This is a genomic window from Pseudomonas sp. Eth.TT006 (assembly GCF_054456575.1).
The window spans coordinates 84,483-100,632 of record NZ_JBTJEN010000007.1 but is presented as its reverse complement, the minus strand read 5'-3'; the positions used below and the strand labels follow the sequence as shown (position 1 = coordinate 100,632).

Here is a 16,150-nt window from a genome sequence, read left to right as displayed (position 1 = left end):
TTTTTGATTTGCAGGGATACCGGGTATGACCCAACGCCACGCCGAACTGCTGATGTACACCGCCCCCGAACCCATACGCGCGGCGAACGAGCGGTGGGTCGCGCGCATCCTGGAACATCTGGGGCATTCGCGCCTGAACGCCGATCGTCTGCCGCTCGGCGAACTCTGGTTGTCACCCGATCTGTTGCTGACGCAAACCTGCGGCTTCCCGCTGATGACTTCGCTGCGCGGTCAGGTGCGCATCGTCGGGCGCCCGCGTTACGAACTGCCCGACGCCAGCGCTGGTCATCATTGCAGCCTGATTCTCAGCCGCGCTGACGATGCGCGCAAAACCCTGGCGGATTTCCGCGGCAGTCGCGGACTGATCAATGCCGAAGACTCCAACACCGGCATGAACCTGTTACGTCAGCGTCTGGCGCCGCTGCAGCGCGACGGGCAGTTCTTTGCCACGGTCAGCCTCAGCGGAGCGCATCGCGAGAGTCTGCACTGGTTGCGGGAGGCGCTCGCTGATCTGGCGGCCATCGACAGTGTGACTTACGCCTATCTTGCGCACTATGCGCCTCAGGAGGTCAGTGGATTGCGGGTTGTGGCGCGCAGCGCGTTCAGTCCGACGTTGCCTTTTATCACCGTCGCTACTGCCACTGATGAGCAGATCGAAACATTGCGCCAAGTGATGAATCAGGCGTTGCGTGAACTGCCGGATGTGGCGCAGACGTTGGGATTGCCTGAAGTGTTATCCGCCAGCGAAAGCGATTATCAGGTTGTGCTCGACTATCAGCGTGAGGCTGAAGAGTTGGGTTATGGCCGCTTGCTCTAAAAGATCGCAGCCTTCGGCAGCTCCTACAAGTTGAGCGCATTCCAGTGTAGGAGCTGCCGAAGGCTGCGATCTTTGGTTTTATATCTCCAAAAAGTATATAAAAATAAAATATAAATATTATTAATGCATAAGGCGCCTTGCTACGATCGCGCCACCGGATCACCGGACATTCAGCGACCCCTTACCCAGGAGCCCCTATGTCCGGCGCCGACACCTCTCATCGCAAGCAGCTGGATGCGCTGTTCCGCGCGCACTACCGCTGGCTGTGCACTTACCTGTGCCGCCATCTGCACGACGGCGCTGGCGCAGAAGACATTGCCGCAGAAACCTTCGCGCAACTGCTGCAATCACCCAGCGTGACGGCGCTACGTGAACCCCGCGCCATGCTCACCACGATTGCCCGACGCCTGCTCTATCAGCGTTGGCGCCGCGCAGATCTGGAGCGCCGCCACGCGCAGCAGATCGACGTCGATGTCGCTACCTCGCCTGAAGACCTCGCGCAACTGAGCCAGACCCTCAAACGCCTCGACCGCAGCCTGCAACGCCTGCCTGGCAAGGTCCGCTCGACTTTTCTGCTGGCGCGGATCGATGGCCTGACTTACCCGCAAATCGCTGCCGAACTGGGCATCTCGCAACGTTCGGTCAGCGTTTACATGAGCCGCTCCCAGGCGCTGTGCGACCGCCACGGCGCCCATCAAATCCTGACAGACAAGAGGTCCGCATGAGATCGATCAAAACCCTGCTCGGCGGTTCGCTGCTGGCACTGAGCCTGAGTGTCGGCGCTGTTTCGGCGACGGAGAAAACCGCGCCGATCCATTTCGGTGATATCACCTGGGAGAGCGGCAGTTTCATCACCGAAGTGCTGCGCCTGATCGTTGAAAAAGGCTACGGCTATCCGACCGATACGCTGCCGGGCAGCACCGTCAGCCTGGAGGCGGCGCTGGCGAAAAACGATATCCAGGTGATCGGCGAGGAATGGGCCGGGCGCAGTCCGGCGTGGGTCAAGGCTGCGGCTGAAGGCAAAGTGTTCGGCCTCGGCGACACGGTCAAGGGCGCGACCGAGGGCTGGTGGGTGCCGGAGTACGTGATCAAGGGGGACCCCGAGCGCGGGATCAAAGCATTGGCGCCGGAGCTGAAATCAGTGGCCGACCTGCCGCGCTACAAAGACGTGTTCCGCGACCCGGAAGACCCGAGTCGTGGACGTTTCCTCAACAGCCCGACCGGCTGGACTTCGGAGATCGTCAACAGCCAGAAGCTCAAGGCATATGCGCTGAGCGACAGCTACGTCAACTTCCGCACCGGCTCCGGCGCGGCGCTGGATGCCGAGGTGGCGTCGTCGATCAAACGCGGCAAGCCGGTGCTGTTTTACTACTGGTCACCAACGCCGCTGCTGGGCCGTTTCAAACTGGTAAAACTCGAAGAGCCGCCGTTCGATGCCGAGGCCTGGAAGACCCTGGCCGATGCCAACAACCCGAATCCCCGGGGCACCCGTTCGATGCCGGCGAGCCTGGCGATCGGCGTGTCGGCGCCGTTCAAGGCGCAGTACCCGGAGCTGGTGACGTTCTTTGAAAAAGTCGAGTTACCGATCGATCTGCTGAACCGCACGCTGGCCGGGATGAGCGAAAAACGCCAGCCACCGCGTCAGGTTGCCGAAGCGTTTTTGCGCGATCAGCCGCAGGTGTGGCAAGCGTGGGTGCCGGGGGAGGTTGCGAGCAAGGTGACGGCGGGGCTTTAAGTCAAACTGTTTGATCTGTGGCGTTTGAGCTAGCGCCTTCGCGAGCAAGCCCGCTCCCACAGGAATTTTGTGTGCGACACAACTTCAGTGTGGGAGCGAGCTTGCTCGCGAACGGTCTGGCGGTTCTAGCCCGCTTCCGCCGCCAACGCCGCCACCACGCTCGGCCGCTGCTCGACCCGCGCCTGAAACCGCGCCAGTGCCGGCCACTGCGCCAGGTCGATGTCAAACAGCCTCGTCCAGCGCAGCACCACAAACAGCAACACATCGGCGACGCTGAAGCCGCTCGGCAGGAGATAGTCCTGCTGCTCCAGCACGCTCACCAACAGCGCAAGACGCTTGAACAATTTCTCTTTGATCACCTCGCCCGGCAGGCGCGGATCGAACAGGGCGCCGAGGCTGCCGTGGATCTCGCTCGAGACGAAATTCAGCCATTCCTGTAAACGTACCCGTTCAAAACTGCCGGGCGCTGGAGCCAGCCCCGATTGCGGTTGCAGATCCGCCAAATACTGCAGGATTGCCGGGCCTTCGGTCAGCACCGCGCCGTTATCCAGTTGCAGAGCGGCGACGTAGCCCTTGGGATTGATCGCGAGGAAGTCTTCGCCGCTGGCGGTGCGTTTGCTGCGGTTGTCGACGCGGATCAGCGCGAAGGGCAGGTTCAGTTCGCGCAGGACAATGTGTGGCGCCAGCGAACAGGCTTGCGGGGCGTAATACAGCTTCATCGGCAGCTCTCTGGTAGGGATTTGGCGCCAGTGTCATAGTGCCGCGCACCCTCGGTAAAATTAATCTTTCAGAAAGCAGGCATAAGGACAGCTGTTGGCATGATGAACCTGATGCATTGGCGGCTGGTGGTCGCCGTTGCCGATCACGGCAACATCACCCGCGCGGCCGAGCGGGTCGGCATGACGCAGTCCGGCGCCAGCCAGGCCTTGGCGTTGATGGAAGAAACCCTCGGCGTGCAGCTGTTCACTCGGGAAAACCGCAAGACCTTGCCCACCGCCATCGGCCAGCCGGTGATCGAGCAGGCGCGGCTGATGCTCGGCGCGCTGGAGAGTATTCGCCAGACCGTCGACAGCGCCCGGCCGCTGCTGCGCGGGACGATTCGTCTGGCGAGTTTTCCCATGGTCCTGGCGAGTTTCCTGCCGCCGCTGCTGCGCCAGTTCAATCGCTTGTATCCGGGCATCGAAGTGGTGGCGCTGGAGGTCAGCGACGACGAGGTCGAGACCCTGTTGGCCGCCGGTCTGGTGGACGTCGGTGTGGTGCTCAACCCTGCGCCCGAGCGCAACGCTTGGCCGTTGGGCCGTGATGCCTGGGTGGCGGTGATGCCGGCAGGGCATCCGCTCGCGCTCCGTGCAAACGAGCAGGGTGTAAATCTGCAGGAGCTGGCGGCGCAGCCGTTTGTTCTGGCCACCGGCGGATGCTCGACCAACGCCCGCAGCCTCGCCGCTGACGCCGGCGCGCCGTTGCAGGATGTGCGCGTCGAGGTCCGCGAATGGAGCAGCGCCTTCACCCTGGTCCGGGAAAACCTCGGCGTGACCCTGGTGCCGGAAATGACCTTGCCCGCTGACCGGCAGGGGCTGCGCATGCTTGCCCTGACGCCACGCATTGAACGGGTGTTTTCGCTGGTGCTGCCAGCGGGGCAGACGCCTGCACCGGCGGTCCAAGCTTTGTTGGATCTGATAGCGAATACGCCTCACTGACGCTCCGCTGAACCGATTCTTGTGCAAAAAGTGCCAGATACTGGCCGACTAGTGGCCTTGCGCCCGGCATGGCGCTGGCTATGCTGTGCTGTAACTAACTATGTCGACCGTCATCTGTTAGCCGTGATTCAACGCTGCCAGAGTGCGCAATCAAAGGCACCGGACACTGAACCAACAAGGAGCCTGTTGTACATGGAAGTTTTTCTACGCGTTAGGGCTGGCCCGCTCGCGGGCTATCAAGAGAAGGATGTCTTGATCAGAGCGTCGCTGCATGGATGCTCGAATTGAACATCATTTATCACCTGACAACTTCCTCCTGTGGAGGAAGGCGTGTGCCTGTTCTGTGGAACCTAGTGGTGGATTCTGAAAGACCTGAACTTTCATCAAATCAAAAGACCGCGCGGAAGGTGATACAACCATGTTCAACCTACATCACAAGGCTGACCTGCAGGAAATCGAGCGTTTCAGCTGCGCCTTGACCGAAGCCAACGCCAAGCTCGAAGCGATCAGCCGCTCGATGGCAATGATCGAATTTACCCCCGAGGGCATTGTTCTGGATGCCAATGACAACTTCTGCAAGACCATGGGTTACAGCGCCGAAGAAGTGCGCGGCAAGCATCACCGGGTGTTTTGTGAAGAAGCGTTTTATCGCAGCGAGGAATACGCCAGATTGTGGCGTGACCTGGCCCGTGGCGAGCCGATCAGTGGCACTTTTCTACGCTTGAACAAGTCCGGCAAGGAAATCTGGCTCGAAGCCAGTTACATGCCGGTTTACGGCGCGGACAAGCAAGTAAGAAGTGTGATCAAAGTCGCGGCGGACATCACCGCCCGGATCAATAAAGAACACGAAGAAGAAAGCATGCTGGCGGCGATCAGTCGTTCGATGGCGGTGATCGAATTCACCCCGGAAGGCAATGTGATTACCGCCAACGAAAACTTTCTGCACACGATGCAGTACACGCTCAACGAAATCGTCGGTCACCATCACAGTATGTTCTGTCACCGATCCGAATCCGAATCGCCACAGTACAAGGCGTTCTGGGCCTCACTCAATCGAGGCGAATATCACTCGCACCGTTTCGAGCGCAAGAACAAGTCCGGGCAGATGGTTTACCTCGAAGCTTCGTACAACCCGCTGTTCGACACCAAGGGTCGTCTGTACAAGGTGGTGAAGTTTGCCAGCGATATTACTCAGCAGATGACCACGCTGCAGAACGCCGCGGAGTCGGCCCACAGCACTTCGGTACAAAACGACGCCTGCGCGCAAAAAGGCTCACAGGTCGTGCAGCAAACGGTGCAGATCATTCAGGACATTTCCCATGACCTCAACCAGGCGGCGGTCAGCATCGATGCCGTGAGCAAGCAGTCGGACATCATCGGCACCATCGTCCAGACCATTCGCGGGATTGCTGATCAGACCAACCTGTTGGCGCTCAACGCCGCCATCGAAGCGGCCCGGGCCGGCGAACACGGACGCGGGTTTGCGGTGGTGGCGGATGAGGTGCGCAGTCTCGCCGCACGCACCAGTCAGGCGACTTTGGAGATCGTCGAAGTGGTGCGCAAGAACCACGATCTGTCGCTGAGTGCGGTGTCGAGCATGCAATCGAGCCTGAGCCGCACCGGGCTGGGGGTGGAATTGGCCAACGAAGCGGGGGAGGTGATCCTGGAGATTCAGCAGGGATCGCGGCATGTGGTGGACGCGATCGGGCAGTTCAATGCGACGTTGCAACTGAACTGACCACCCGAAAACCCCTGTAGGAGCTGCGGCACGCTGCGATCTTTTGATCTTGATTTCAAAGATCAAAAGATCAAAAGATCGCAACGTGCCGCAGCTCCTACAGGGTTCCTACGCAAACTTCAGATCAAAGCGCGGCGAGAAACTTGTCCGCCAGCTTGTCGCTGTCCTTGACGTCATTGACGTTGTTTTTCTCCGACTGTGCCAATTGCATCTTGTCCTGCAAACGCTCGGCAATCTCTTTGCCGATGGCCAGTTGTTTCTCCGGCGGCATGGCTTTGATGTCGTCTTCGGTGATGCCCATGCTCTGAAGGACGCTGTCGCGCAGACGCTGTTCCGGCGACTTGCTCATGTAGTCCTTGAACGCGTCGGTGGCGGAGGTGCCGCCGGCAGTTTTGGCATCGGTGGTTTGCAGACCGACGCGGGTCTTGGCAAATGCCTCGTCGACGTTGTCGCTGATGCGTGCGGCGGCGGCCACTTGCTGGGTAGCGATCTGCGTCGCCGAATCCTCGACCTTGGAGGTCGCATCGGCGGCTTGCGCCCGGGTCTGATTCTGCAGCGATTGCAGCAGGCCGCTTTGCAGACCGGCAGCGGCAGCCGTGGTCGCGTCGTCCGCCAGCCGCTTGGGCAGGTGGATGAGTTGCTGCTGTTTGGCACTGATCAACATCATGATGAAGGACCTATGAATAATTGCTGACCGGCGTAGTCGAGCAATTACCGTGCCTCTATCAAAAGTTGTTTTATTTGAGTTGGTTGGAAATATATTGGACGAGCGCAGCGGTTAGCCCTTGCCGTGAGGCGGCAGAGGATGTCCGCTTGGCCCTTACCGATGAGCAATATTCTCCAGCGCCAGATTACGCGTGCGCGGGCCGAAACAGCCGATGGTCAGCATCACGATCAGCATGCTGCTGACGATGAACGCGAGCACCCCAGGCGTGCCGAAATTATCCAGGAACAAACCGATCAACAGACTGCTGAATACCGTCGACAAGCGGCTGAACGAATAGCAGAAACCCACCGCCCGGGCGCGGATGTTGGTGGGGAACAATTCGCTCTGGTACGAGTGATAACTGAAGCTCAGCCAGGCGTTGCAGAAGGTGATCATCACCCCGCAGAAAATCAGGCCGAAGGCGCTGGTCTGCAAGGCGAACAAGGTGCCGAAAGTCATGGCGCCGAGAGCCGAGCCGACGATCTGCCACTTGTTCTCGAACCGATTGGCGAACTTCACGAACAGCAACGGCCCGAGCGGGTAGGCGAGGGTGATGATGAACGCGTACATCAGGCTGTGGGTGACGCTCACGCCTTGGCCGGACAGCAGCGCCGGCAGCCAGTTGCCGAAGCCGAAGAAACCGATGGCCTGGAACACGTGAAACACGATCAGCATCAGCGCCCGGCGCCGGTACGGCGGCTGCCAGATATCGGCAAAGCGGCCCTTGCCTTCGACATCGACCGGCACCGCTTCCGGGGCGTCCAGCGGTTGGCGGTGATCCTTCTCGCAGCGCGCTTCGATGTCATCGAGAATGCGCTTGGCCTCATCGAACCGGCCATGCTGCGCCAGCCAGCGTGGCGACTCCGGCAGGCGCTTGCGCAGCCACCAGATGAACAGCGCAAACACCGCGCTCGCCAGCACCACCCAACGCCAGCCGGAAACCCCGAATGGCGCTTGCGGCACCAGCCACCACGACATCAACGCCACCGTCGGTACCGAAAGAAACTGCACGAAAAAGGCGAAAGCGAAGGCCGAGCTGCGCATGCGTTTCGGCACCAGTTCCGAGAGGTAGGCGTCGATGGTCACCAGCTCGATCCCGAGGCCGATGCCCACCAGAAAACGCATGCCAATAATCCCCAGCGCCGAGCTTTGAATACCCATCAGCACCGTGGCCACCGTGTACCAGACAAGTGCGAAGGTGAAGATCGCACGCCGACCGAAACGATCGGCCAACGGGCTGAGCAGGCTGGCGCCAAGGAACAGGCCAAGGAACGTTGCCGAAGCGAACGCCGCCTGATCGGAGAAACCGAACACGCCCTGATTGCCGGTGGCGAAGATCCCGTCACGGATCAGTCCGGGGCTGATGTAAGCGGTCTGGAACAGGTCATAGAGTTCGAAGAACCCGCCAATCGACAACAGCGCCACCAGTCGCCAGATCGTGGCGACGGCAGGCAGGCGGTCGATGCGAGCGGAAATCTCGGCGGCGCGTACCGGGTCGATGCCGTCGTGTTGCGTAGCGGCAGGGGCGTGAGCAGTCATGGGCTGATCCATTTTTTATTGATGGAAAAGCTTAGCCTGCTATCGGAGTTCATGGATTGTGAATATCGGCGGTTGACCCGGAAAAACTGCCGATTTCTTGCAATAACCGTTTACGAATTAGCGATTTATGCCGCAGCGGTGGAATCAGGCAGCGCCGAAGCCGGCAGACCGAAGACACGATCAAACAGCCAGTTGAAGGCGAACGTGTAGCCCGGGATAAAAATTATCAGCGCCAGATCCAGCAGGAACGCCTGCACCAGACTGATGTTCATCCACCACGCGATCAACGGGATCAGGAACACGATCAGCGTCAGTTGAAAACCGACGGCGTGGGCGATGCGCCGTTTGACCGTGCGCGTGCGCGATTGCTGACGGCTTTCCCAGTGTTCGAACAACGTGGTGTAAATGAAATTCCAGGTCACGGCGATGCTGGTGATGATCACTGCCAACGGCCCGGTGCTGCCCGGTGACGTGCCGGAGAGCAGCGCCAGACCGAGGGCAGAGAAGGTCATGCCGATCACTTCGTAGAGCGACACGTAGACCAGTTTGCGTTTGACGCCTTGCATGGGGGATTTGCCTCTGTTTGCAATCGATGGCCAGCGGGACTGGCGGAGGCGACAAAAGATAGCTTCAATGGCGATGACAGAAAAAGTCAGAAGCTTTCAGTTTTGCTGATAGGAAACAAATGTGAATTTCAACAGTGACAGCATCGAGCTGTTCCTCGCGGTGATCGAGCGCGGCTCGTTTTCCGCAGCGGCTCGGGCTTTGGGGCGGGTGCCTTCGGCCGTCAGCATGGGCATCGGCAATCTGGAGGCGGAGCTCGGTTATCCGCTGTTCGACCGCAGCCATCGCGAACCGCAACCGACCGCCATGGCACTGGCACTGGTGCCGCACGCGCGGCTGATTGCCGAGCAGCTCAAGCAACTGCAAGTGCACGCGGTGGAGTTGTCGTTGGGGCTGGAGAGCAAGTTGTCGATTGGTGTGGTCGCCGACATCGACCGCCGGCGCTTGCTCGCCGCGATCAAGGTGATTGCCGAGCGCCATCCGCTGCTCGACATCGAAGTGGTGACCGCGCCGCAGGACGACGTGCTGGCGATGCTCCACAGTGGCCGGGTCAGCGTGTGTCTGGCGTTTGCCGGGTTGAGCATGAACGTGCTGGAGCGTTTTCAGTTTGTCGGCAGCGAACGGATGATCGCCACGCTGGCGGCGGACAGTCCGTTGTTGCAGGGGCAGGATCTGTTTCTCGAAGACCTGGTGCACGTGCGGCAGATCTTTGTCGCCAGCCGTGATTTGCCGATCAGCGAGACCCGGCCGCTGGTGGCCGAATCGCACTGGCGCACCGATACATTGCAAACGGCGCTGGAGATGGTCGAGGCGGGATTGGGCTGGGGCAACTTCCCGCTGTCGGTGGTGCAGCCGTGGCTGGACAGCGGGCGCTTGAAGCGACTGAATTTCCGCAACATCGAAAACGGTCTGGTACTGCCGGTGCACGCGGTGTGGCTTAAGAGCCAACCGCTGCAGAAGGGCGCAGCGGCCTTGGTCGAATTGCTCAGCCACTGAACCCACCGCGGAACCCCTGTGGGAGCGGGCTTGCTCGCGAATGCGGTGTGCCAGACAAGCAAATGCCAGCTGACATGACGCCTTCGCGAGCAAGCCCGCTCCCACAGAGGTTGGGTTTCAACCCCGCATTTGTGACCACCATGGGGATTTCAAAGGTCAGGTACTTTCGCGAATCTTCAATTCAAAGCCCATGTCTTCCACTGGCCGCGCCACGCTGTTACCCGCCATCAACGTCAACATCTGCTCCGCCGCACGGCGGCCGATGGCCTCGCGCGGGGTGTTGATGCTGCTCAGGCGCGGCACCATGTGTTCGGACATCGGCAAGTCGTTGAAACCGAGAATCGCCACCTGCTCGGGAATCCTGATGCCGTGGCGCAGCGCTTCGAGCAGGGCACCCTGGGCCAGGTCGTCGTTGCCGAAGAAGATCGCATCGACATCCGGATGCGCCGCCAGCAGTTGCAGGAACAATTCGCCGCCCAGGCCTACCGACGACGCACGCGGAGTCAGCACTTCCAGGTCCGGGTCATATCGCCCGGCCTTCTGCAGGGCTTTGCGGAAACCTTCGCCGCGCAGCAGGGTGCGCTGATCGAGTTGCGCGCCGATGTAGGCCAGGCGCTTGCGGCCACGGGAGAGCAAATGTTCGGCCGCCGTTTCCCCGGCACTGAGCTGGGAGAAACCCACGCAATTCACCCCGGCGGCGCTGTCCAGTTCCATCATGTATACGCAGGGGATGTGGCTGGCCTCGATCATCCGCCGCGAACTTTCGGTGCGATCAAAACCGGTCAACAGGAAACCGCGTGGCTGATAGGCCATGTAATTGCGCAACAGCTTTTCTTCTTCATCGCGCGAGTAGTGGAAGTTGCCGATCAGCACTTCGAAGCCCTTGGGCGTCAGGACCCGATGAATGGCTTCCAGCGTATCGATGAACAACAGGTTGGACAGCGACGGCACCAGCACGACCACAGAATGACTCTGTGCCGAGGCTAAAGCGCGGGCGGCCGGGTTGACCACATAGTTGAGTTCGAGCGCAGCTTTCTGCACTTTTTCCACCAGTTCGGTGGCCACGGTGCTGACCCCGCGCAATGCGCGCGAGGCGGTAATCGGGCTGACCCCGGCGAGGCGGGCAACTTCATTGAGGGTGGGACGGCCGGTGGTGCGCGTGTTTTTATCGTTTTTAGGGGTGGTCATCGGGCAGCTTGCCAAACAAAAATCAAGGCACTAAGGTAGCGCTGTCCTGATGCAGCTGCAAATGCGTAAGCGAGGTCCTGCCTGATCTTCGCTTTTTGGCGTTGGGAACAAACCTGCTGCAACCCAAAAAAACGACAAGAAGGCGTCGGCAACTTCTGCCTGTGCACTAGAGTCATAGCTAGCAAAGGTAGCGCTGTCTGCGCGCTGAGGTGTTATATGAGTCATCCCATCACCGCCCTGGTCATCATGGGCGTTGCCGGTTGCGGCAAGACGTGCGTCAGCCAGGCCCTGTGCCATTTGAGCGGCGCCACTGCCATTGAAGGCGATACTTTTCATCCGGCCGCCAACATCGAAAAGATGAGCGCGGGGATCCCCCTGAACGACGACGACCGTGCCGGCTGGCTCGACAGCCTGTGCGATGAATTGCGTCGTGTCGATGCACTGGGCGAACGCCCGGTGCTGACCTGTTCGGCCCTCAAACACAGTTACCGCGAAATCTTGCGCAGCGCCTTGCCGGGCCTGGGCTTCGTGTTTCTTGAGCTGACCCCTGAAGTTGCCGCCGACCGCGTGTCCCACCGTCCCGGCCATTTCATGCCGGCGACGCTGATCGAAAGTCAGTTCGCCACCCTCGAATCGCCGAAGGGCGAGCCGTTGACCCTGGCCCTGAATGCGTCGATCCACAGCGTGGAAGAACTGGCGTCCCAGGCCCACGTCTGGTGGCAGGCCCACGGTCTGAAACAGGCGGTATGAGTGTGTTGAAAGAGCTGGCGCTATTCTCACGAATTCTGTTTAACCCGCTTTAATAACAACAACAAGCCAGGAGACACCCCCAATGTTTGGCATGTCCCACGACACGTTTCTGCTGCTCGATGCAGTGGTCACGGTGATCGGACTGATCGTCCTGATCACCAAGTTCAAGCTTCATCCCTTCATCTCCCTGACCATCGCCGCGGCGTTTCTCGGCCTGACCTCGGGCATGCCGATCGGCACCATCATCAAGGCGTTCCAGGACGGTTTCGGTGGCGTGCTCGGCTTCGTCGGCATCATCCTCGCGCTGGGCACCATGCTCGGCAAAATGATGGCCGAATCCGGCGGCGCCGATCAGATCGCCCAGACCCTGATCCGCGCCTTCGGCAAGGACAAAGTCCAGTGGGCAATGATGTTCGCCGCGTTCCTGGTGGGCATTCCGCTGTTCTTCGAAATCGGCTTCGTGCTGCTGATCCCGCTGGTGTTCATCGTGGCCCGGCGTACCGGCGTGTCGATCATCAAGATCGGTATCCCGCTGCTCGCCGGCCTGTCCGCGGTGCACGGTCTGGTGCCGCCGCATCCGGGTCCGCTGCTGGCGATCGGGGTATTCGGCGCAGACATCGGCAAGACCATTCTCTACGGTCTGATCGTTGCTCTGCCGACCGCGATCATCGCCGGTCCGATTTTCGGTACCTTCATTGCCAAGCACATTCCCGGCACACCGAATCAGGAACTGGTCGATCAACTGGCCCGCGAAACCGATTCGCAGAACCTGCCGAGCTTTGGCATCACTCTGGTTACCGTGCTGCTGCCGGTGTTCCTGATGCTGCTGAAAACCTTCGCTGACGTGGCGCTGCCGGACGGTCACTTCTTCCGCACCTGGATGGACATGATCGGGCACCCGATCTCGGCGCTGCTGCTGGCGTTGCTGCTGTCGCTGTACACCTTCGGCCACAAGCAGGGCATCGGTTCGCAGCAGATGCTCAAATGGCTGGACGCGAGCCTGGCCCCGACTGCGGCGATCATCCTGATCATCGGCGCCGGTGGTGGCTTCAAGCAGATGCTGGTGACCAGCGGCGTGGGCGACGTGATCGGCCACATGGCGGTCAGCGCGCAGATCTCGCCGATCCTGCTGGCGTGGCTGGTGGCGGCGGTGATTCGTATCGCGACCGGTTCGGCCACTGTGGCGACCATCACCGGCGCGGGCATTGTGGTGCCGGTGGTCGGGATGATCCCGGGCGTCAACCGTGAGCTGCTGGTGCTGGCCACCGGCGCCGGTTCGCTGATCCTGTCGCACGTGAACGACGCCGGTTTCTGGCTGGTGAAGCAATACTTCAACATGACCGTGGCCGAAACCTTCAAGACCTGGACGGCGATGGAAACCATCCTGTCAGTGGTCGGGTTGGGCTTTATCCTGTTGCTGTCGTTGTTCGTTTAACGCCGAACGCCAGACACAAAAAAACCGCAGCGATGCGGTTTTTTTGTTTCTGGAAATTGTACGACTGAACACACACAACCCCTGTGGGAGCGGGCTTGCTCGCGAAAGCGGTGTGTCAGTCAGTATTGATGTAGCTGACACGACGCCTTCGCGAGCAAGCCCGCTCCCACGGGGTGAAGGTGTCAGTTACCGGACTTCGGAGCCAGGCCATCCGCCCGGAACATCCCGCGAATCCCGCGCACGGCCTGACGAATCCGGTCCTGGTTTTCGATCAGTGCAAAGCGCACATGGTCATCGCCGTACTCGCCAAACCCGACCCCCGGCGAGACGCAGACCTTGGCCTCGGCCAGCAGTTTTTTGGCGAACTCCAGTGAGCCGAGGTGCGCATAGGCTTCGGGAATCTTCGCCCAGACGTACATCGACGCCTTCGGATTCTCCACCATCCAGCCCAGCTCATGCAGGCCCTTGACCAGCACGTTGCGGCGCTGGCGGTACTGCTCGGCGATGTCGCGCACGCATTGCTGATCGCCTTCTAGTGCGGCAATCGCCGCCACTTGCAGCGGGGTGAAGGTGCCGTAGTCGTGGTAGCTCTTTATCCGCGCCAGGGCGTTGACCAGCTCCGGGTTGCCGACCATGAAACCGATGCGCCAGCCGGCCATGTTGTAGCTTTTGGACAGGGTGAAAAACTCCACCGCAATGTCCTTCGCGCCCGGCACCTGCATGATCGACGGGGCTTTCCAGCCGTCGTAGACGATGTCGGCGTAAGCCAGGTCGTGCACGACGAGCACGTCGTACTGCTTGGCGAGGGCGATCACCCGTTCGAAGAAATCCAGCTCCACGCACTGCGCGGTGGGGTTGGACGGGAAGCCGAGAATCATCATCTTCGGCTTGGGAATCGAGCCGCGAATCGCTCGCTCCAGTTCATCGAAGAAATCCACGCCCGGCACCAGCGGCACCGAACGTACCTGAGCGCCGGCAATCACCGCGCCGTAGATGTGAATCGGGTAGCTCGGGTTCGGCACCAGCACCGTGTCGCCCTGATCCAGAGTCGCCAGCATCAAATGCGCCAGACCTTCCTTGGAACCGATGGTGACGATGGCTTCGCTTTCCGGGTCGATGTCGACTTCGTAGCGTTGCTTGTACCAGTTGGAAATCGCCCGGCGCAGACGCGGAATACCCTTGGAGGTGGAGTAACCGTGGGTGTCTTCGCGTTGGGCAACTTGTACCAGTTTTTCGACGATGTGCGGCGGCGTGGCCCCGTCGGGGTTGCCCATGCTCAAGTCGATGATGTCTTCACCACGACGCCTGGCGGCCATTTTCAGCTCGGCGGTGATGTTGAAAACGTAAGGGGGGAGTCGATCTATGCGCGCAAAGCGGCGCGGCGAACCTTGTTCAGCCATTGGTGCCTCGGATAACGTAAGCGCCCGGAACCGTCCGAGCGACGCTGGTCACTGCGGTGACCTGTGGCCGAAGATAAGGGCAGCGATGGCTGACTGTCCAGCGTGCACCACGATAATTTTTTCCAAGGAAATGCTTTATGGAATTCACCAGCGGCTTTTTGCTGAGCCTCTCGCTGTGCCTGGACATCGGCGTGGCCAACATCGCGATGATCACCCTGGCGATGCAGCGCGGTTACTTTCAGGGCTTCGCGCTAGGCCTCGGTACCTGCGTTGGTGATTTGATCTACGCGGTGCTGGCACTGGCCGGGATGACTGTGTTGCTGCAGTACGAAACCGTGCGCTGGGTACTGTGGATCGGCGGTTCGGCGCTGCTGATCTATTTCGCGGCGAAGATGATCTATTCGGCGATTCACCATGAGGCGCAACTGGCGGCGACTGCCGAGGTGGGGCAGAACTCGCATCGCAAGGAGTTTTTCCGCGGGATCTTCCTCGCCATGTCCTCGCCGAGCGCCATTCTGTGGTTCGCTGCGGTCGGTGGCACTTTGATCGCACGATCTGGCGGCGGTGGCCCGGTCAGCTCGGCGCTGTTCCTCGGTGGCTTCCTCTGCGCCGGGCTGCTCTGGTCGGCCGGTCTGTGCTTTGCCGCGAGCCACGGCGGCAAGCTGCTAGGCGACAAACTGTTGCGCTATTCCTACATGGCTTCTGCCGCGATCTTCTGCTATTTCGCGGTGTACGTGATCGTATCCGGGTATAACGAGTTCATTGGCGCCGGTGCCGCCGACGCGTTGCACGCCCTGTAACATTGCAAACGGGGTTTGGCTTCTATACTCAGCAGCCGAACCCCTATTTTTGTTCCAGGAGTCGAGTCATGGATGAGCAAAAACGCGTCGAAGTGGCGGAACCTCGCTTCGAACATGGACACTTCCTGCTGATTGCAGGATTTCGTGGTCGATTTACCCAAGACACCGCCAAGGACATCCCCGCGTTGTGGGAAAAGTTCTTGCCGCACTTGGGAAAGATCCAGGGACAGAAAAACGAAGTGACCTACGGCGTCTGCAGCAATTTCGACGGCAAGGGCGGCTTCGATTACACCGCCGGTGTGGAAATCAGCAAGCTCGATGACCTCGACCAGAAGGTCTACCAGTGGATTGAAGTGCTGCCCAGGCAATACGCGGTTTTCCAGCACAAGGGACCGCTCGAACAACTGCCGCAGACTCTGCAATACATCTACCAGACCTGGCTGCCGAGCTCGCATTATGTGGAGCTGAACTCCCCTGAACTGGAGCGCTACAGCGCCGATTTCAATCCGCGGCTGCAAACCGGCACCCTGGAAATCTGCGTGCCGGTCGATAGCAAAGCCTGAGTCCATGACATGCGGCGGATCGCCGATCCGCCGCAGGCAGCTTAACCGCGTTTACTCTTGCCCAAGCGTCGTGCCCGCAACAGGTCGATGCCCAGGGTGATAAAGCCAAACGTACTGATGCCCAACACCATCAACAGACCAATTTCCACGCTGTTCATAAGCGGTTCCCCCCAAGGGTGATCAGAGACACGCCTCAGAAATAGCCCGCTGCCGATCGGAAGA

The 16,150-nt window shown here is 60.2% G+C and carries 16 protein-coding genes and 1 pseudogene; 11 read left to right on the top strand and 6 right to left on the bottom strand.

Going from position 1 to position 16,150, the window contains the following annotated elements; translation table 11 throughout:
- Nucleotides 1–25: 25 nt before the first annotated feature.
- The 3 genes from ACXR0M_RS13255 (at nt 26) to ACXR0M_RS13245 (ending at nt 2,552) form a co-directional block, all read left to right on the top strand.
- Nucleotides 26–817, top strand: coding sequence for a phosphate/phosphite/phosphonate ABC transporter substrate-binding protein (locus tag ACXR0M_RS13255; RefSeq protein ID WP_458832292.1), 792 nt, complete (start codon nt 26–28; stop codon nt 815–817).
- 197 nt (nt 818–1,014) lie between these two features.
- A complete protein-coding gene (locus ACXR0M_RS13250) occupies nt 1,015–1,542 on the top strand; it encodes a sigma-70 family RNA polymerase sigma factor (protein WP_458832291.1) in 528 nt (175 codons plus the stop codon).
- The gene (locus ACXR0M_RS13245; protein ID WP_458832290.1) at nt 1,539–2,552 is read left to right on the top strand and encodes an ABC transporter substrate-binding protein; all 1,014 of its coding nucleotides are present in this window, start codon (nt 1,539–1,541) and stop codon (nt 2,550–2,552) included. Before ACXR0M_RS13250 ends, ACXR0M_RS13245 begins: the two co-directional genes overlap by 4 nt.
- A 125-nt stretch (nt 2,553–2,677) precedes the next feature.
- Here ACXR0M_RS13245 and gstA read toward each other — a convergent pair whose 3' ends face one another.
- Nucleotides 2,678–3,271, bottom strand: coding sequence for a glutathione transferase GstA (gstA, locus tag ACXR0M_RS13240; protein WP_458832289.1), 594 nt, complete (start codon nt 3,269–3,271; stop codon nt 2,678–2,680).
- Nucleotides 3,272–3,370: 99 nt separating this feature from the next.
- Between gstA and ACXR0M_RS13235 the strand changes: the two genes are divergently transcribed.
- From ACXR0M_RS13235 to ACXR0M_RS13225, 3 genes and pseudogenes are all read left to right on the top strand, one after another.
- A complete protein-coding gene (locus ACXR0M_RS13235; protein WP_458832288.1) occupies nt 3,371–4,249 on the top strand; it encodes a LysR family transcriptional regulator in 879 nt (292 codons plus the stop codon).
- Between the two features lie 418 nt (nt 4,250–4,667).
- A pseudogene (locus tag ACXR0M_RS13230) lies at nt 4,668–5,444 on the top strand (PAS domain-containing protein); the annotation flags it as partial.
- Between the two features lie 3 nt (nt 5,445–5,447).
- Complete coding sequence (locus ACXR0M_RS13225) at nt 5,448–5,987, top strand: methyl-accepting chemotaxis protein (protein ID WP_458832450.1); 540 nt, start codon at nt 5,448–5,450, stop codon at nt 5,985–5,987.
- A 124-nt stretch (nt 5,988–6,111) separates the two neighbouring features.
- Here the strand turns inward: ACXR0M_RS13225 and ACXR0M_RS13220 are convergent, their stop codons facing one another.
- From ACXR0M_RS13220 to ACXR0M_RS13210, 3 genes are all read right to left on the bottom strand, one after another.
- Entirely contained in the window at nt 6,112–6,651 is a 540-nt protein-coding gene (locus ACXR0M_RS13220; RefSeq protein ID WP_458832449.1) for a hypothetical protein, read from the bottom strand.
- Between the two features lie 156 nt (nt 6,652–6,807).
- Nucleotides 6,808–8,232 (bottom strand): MFS transporter, encoded by a 1,425-nt coding sequence (locus ACXR0M_RS13215; RefSeq protein ID WP_458832287.1) that lies wholly within the window; start codon nt 8,230–8,232, stop codon nt 6,808–6,810.
- Nucleotides 8,233–8,357: 125 nt separating this feature from the next.
- Nucleotides 8,358–8,798 carry a PACE efflux transporter gene (locus ACXR0M_RS13210; RefSeq protein ID WP_458832286.1) on the bottom strand — a complete coding sequence of 147 codons (441 nt, stop codon included), beginning with the start codon at nt 8,796–8,798 and terminating at the stop codon, nt 8,358–8,360.
- A 121-nt stretch (nt 8,799–8,919) separates the two neighbouring features.
- Here ACXR0M_RS13210 and ACXR0M_RS13205 point away from each other — a divergent pair, with 121 nt between their 5' ends.
- Entirely contained in the window at nt 8,920–9,792 is an 873-nt protein-coding gene (locus tag ACXR0M_RS13205; RefSeq protein ID WP_458832285.1) for a LysR family transcriptional regulator, read from the top strand.
- A gap of 156 nt (nt 9,793–9,948) precedes the next feature.
- Here ACXR0M_RS13205 and gntR read toward each other — a convergent pair whose 3' ends face one another.
- Nucleotides 9,949–10,980, bottom strand: a complete 1,032-nt coding sequence (gntR, locus tag ACXR0M_RS13200) for an HTH-type transcriptional regulator GntR (RefSeq protein ID WP_458832284.1) — start codon at nt 10,978–10,980, stop codon at nt 9,949–9,951.
- A 216-nt stretch (nt 10,981–11,196) separates the two neighbouring features.
- Between gntR and ACXR0M_RS13195 the strand changes: the two genes are divergently transcribed.
- Together ACXR0M_RS13195 and ACXR0M_RS13190 are read left to right on the top strand one after the other, a co-directional pair.
- Complete coding sequence (locus ACXR0M_RS13195; protein ID WP_458832283.1) at nt 11,197–11,730, top strand: gluconokinase; 534 nt, start codon at nt 11,197–11,199, stop codon at nt 11,728–11,730.
- Between the two features lie 82 nt (nt 11,731–11,812).
- Nucleotides 11,813–13,165 carry a GntP family permease gene (locus tag ACXR0M_RS13190; RefSeq protein WP_458832282.1) on the top strand — a complete coding sequence of 451 codons (1,353 nt, stop codon included), beginning with the start codon at nt 11,813–11,815 and terminating at the stop codon, nt 13,163–13,165.
- Between the two features lie 182 nt (nt 13,166–13,347).
- On the opposite strand, the gene alaC is transcribed toward ACXR0M_RS13190, so the two are convergent.
- Nucleotides 13,348–14,565, bottom strand: a complete 1,218-nt coding sequence (gene alaC, locus ACXR0M_RS13185) for an alanine transaminase (protein WP_458832281.1) — start codon at nt 14,563–14,565, stop codon at nt 13,348–13,350.
- A 137-nt stretch (nt 14,566–14,702) separates the two neighbouring features.
- Here alaC and ACXR0M_RS13180 point away from each other — a divergent pair, with 137 nt between their 5' ends.
- Both ACXR0M_RS13180 and ACXR0M_RS13175 read left to right on the top strand, forming a co-directional pair.
- Nucleotides 14,703–15,365, top strand: a complete 663-nt coding sequence (locus ACXR0M_RS13180) for a LysE family translocator (RefSeq protein ID WP_458832280.1) — start codon at nt 14,703–14,705, stop codon at nt 15,363–15,365.
- Between the two features lie 68 nt (nt 15,366–15,433).
- Nucleotides 15,434–15,928, top strand: coding sequence for a GyrI-like domain-containing protein (locus tag ACXR0M_RS13175; protein WP_458832279.1), 495 nt, complete (start codon nt 15,434–15,436; stop codon nt 15,926–15,928).
- Nucleotides 15,929–16,150 lie beyond the last annotated feature (222 nt).

Excerpts from the sequence above, each read along its gene's own strand:
- ACXR0M_RS13255 (WP_458832292.1), top strand. The coding sequence starts at position 26 with ATGACCCAACGCCACGCCGAACTGCTGATGTACACCGCCCCCGAACCC.
- ACXR0M_RS13250 (WP_458832291.1), top strand. The coding sequence starts at position 1,015 with ATGTCCGGCGCCGACACCTCTCATCGCAAGCAGCTGGATGCGCTGTTC.
- ACXR0M_RS13245 (WP_458832290.1), top strand. The coding sequence starts at position 1,539 with ATGAGATCGATCAAAACCCTGCTCGGCGGTTCGCTGCTGGCACTGAGC.
- gstA (WP_458832289.1), bottom strand. The coding sequence starts at position 3,271 with ATGAAGCTGTATTACGCCCCGCAAGCCTGTTCGCTGGCGCCACACATT.
- ACXR0M_RS13235 (WP_458832288.1), top strand. The coding sequence starts at position 3,371 with ATGATGAACCTGATGCATTGGCGGCTGGTGGTCGCCGTTGCCGATCAC.
- ACXR0M_RS13225 (WP_458832450.1), top strand. The coding sequence starts at position 5,448 with ATGACCACGCTGCAGAACGCCGCGGAGTCGGCCCACAGCACTTCGGTA.
- ACXR0M_RS13220 (WP_458832449.1), bottom strand. The coding sequence starts at position 6,651 with ATGTTGATCAGTGCCAAACAGCAGCAACTCATCCACCTGCCCAAGCGG.
- ACXR0M_RS13215 (WP_458832287.1), bottom strand. The coding sequence starts at position 8,232 with ATGACTGCTCACGCCCCTGCCGCTACGCAACACGACGGCATCGACCCG.
- ACXR0M_RS13210 (WP_458832286.1), bottom strand. The coding sequence starts at position 8,798 with ATGCAAGGCGTCAAACGCAAACTGGTCTACGTGTCGCTCTACGAAGTG.
- gntR (WP_458832284.1), bottom strand. The coding sequence starts at position 10,980 with ATGACCACCCCTAAAAACGATAAAAACACGCGCACCACCGGCCGTCCC.
- ACXR0M_RS13195 (WP_458832283.1), top strand. The coding sequence starts at position 11,197 with ATGAGTCATCCCATCACCGCCCTGGTCATCATGGGCGTTGCCGGTTGC.
- ACXR0M_RS13190 (WP_458832282.1), top strand. The coding sequence starts at position 11,813 with ATGTTTGGCATGTCCCACGACACGTTTCTGCTGCTCGATGCAGTGGTC.
- alaC (WP_458832281.1), bottom strand. The coding sequence starts at position 14,565 with ATGGCTGAACAAGGTTCGCCGCGCCGCTTTGCGCGCATAGATCGACTC.
- ACXR0M_RS13180 (WP_458832280.1), top strand. The coding sequence starts at position 14,703 with ATGGAATTCACCAGCGGCTTTTTGCTGAGCCTCTCGCTGTGCCTGGAC.
- ACXR0M_RS13175 (WP_458832279.1), top strand. The coding sequence starts at position 15,434 with ATGGATGAGCAAAAACGCGTCGAAGTGGCGGAACCTCGCTTCGAACAT.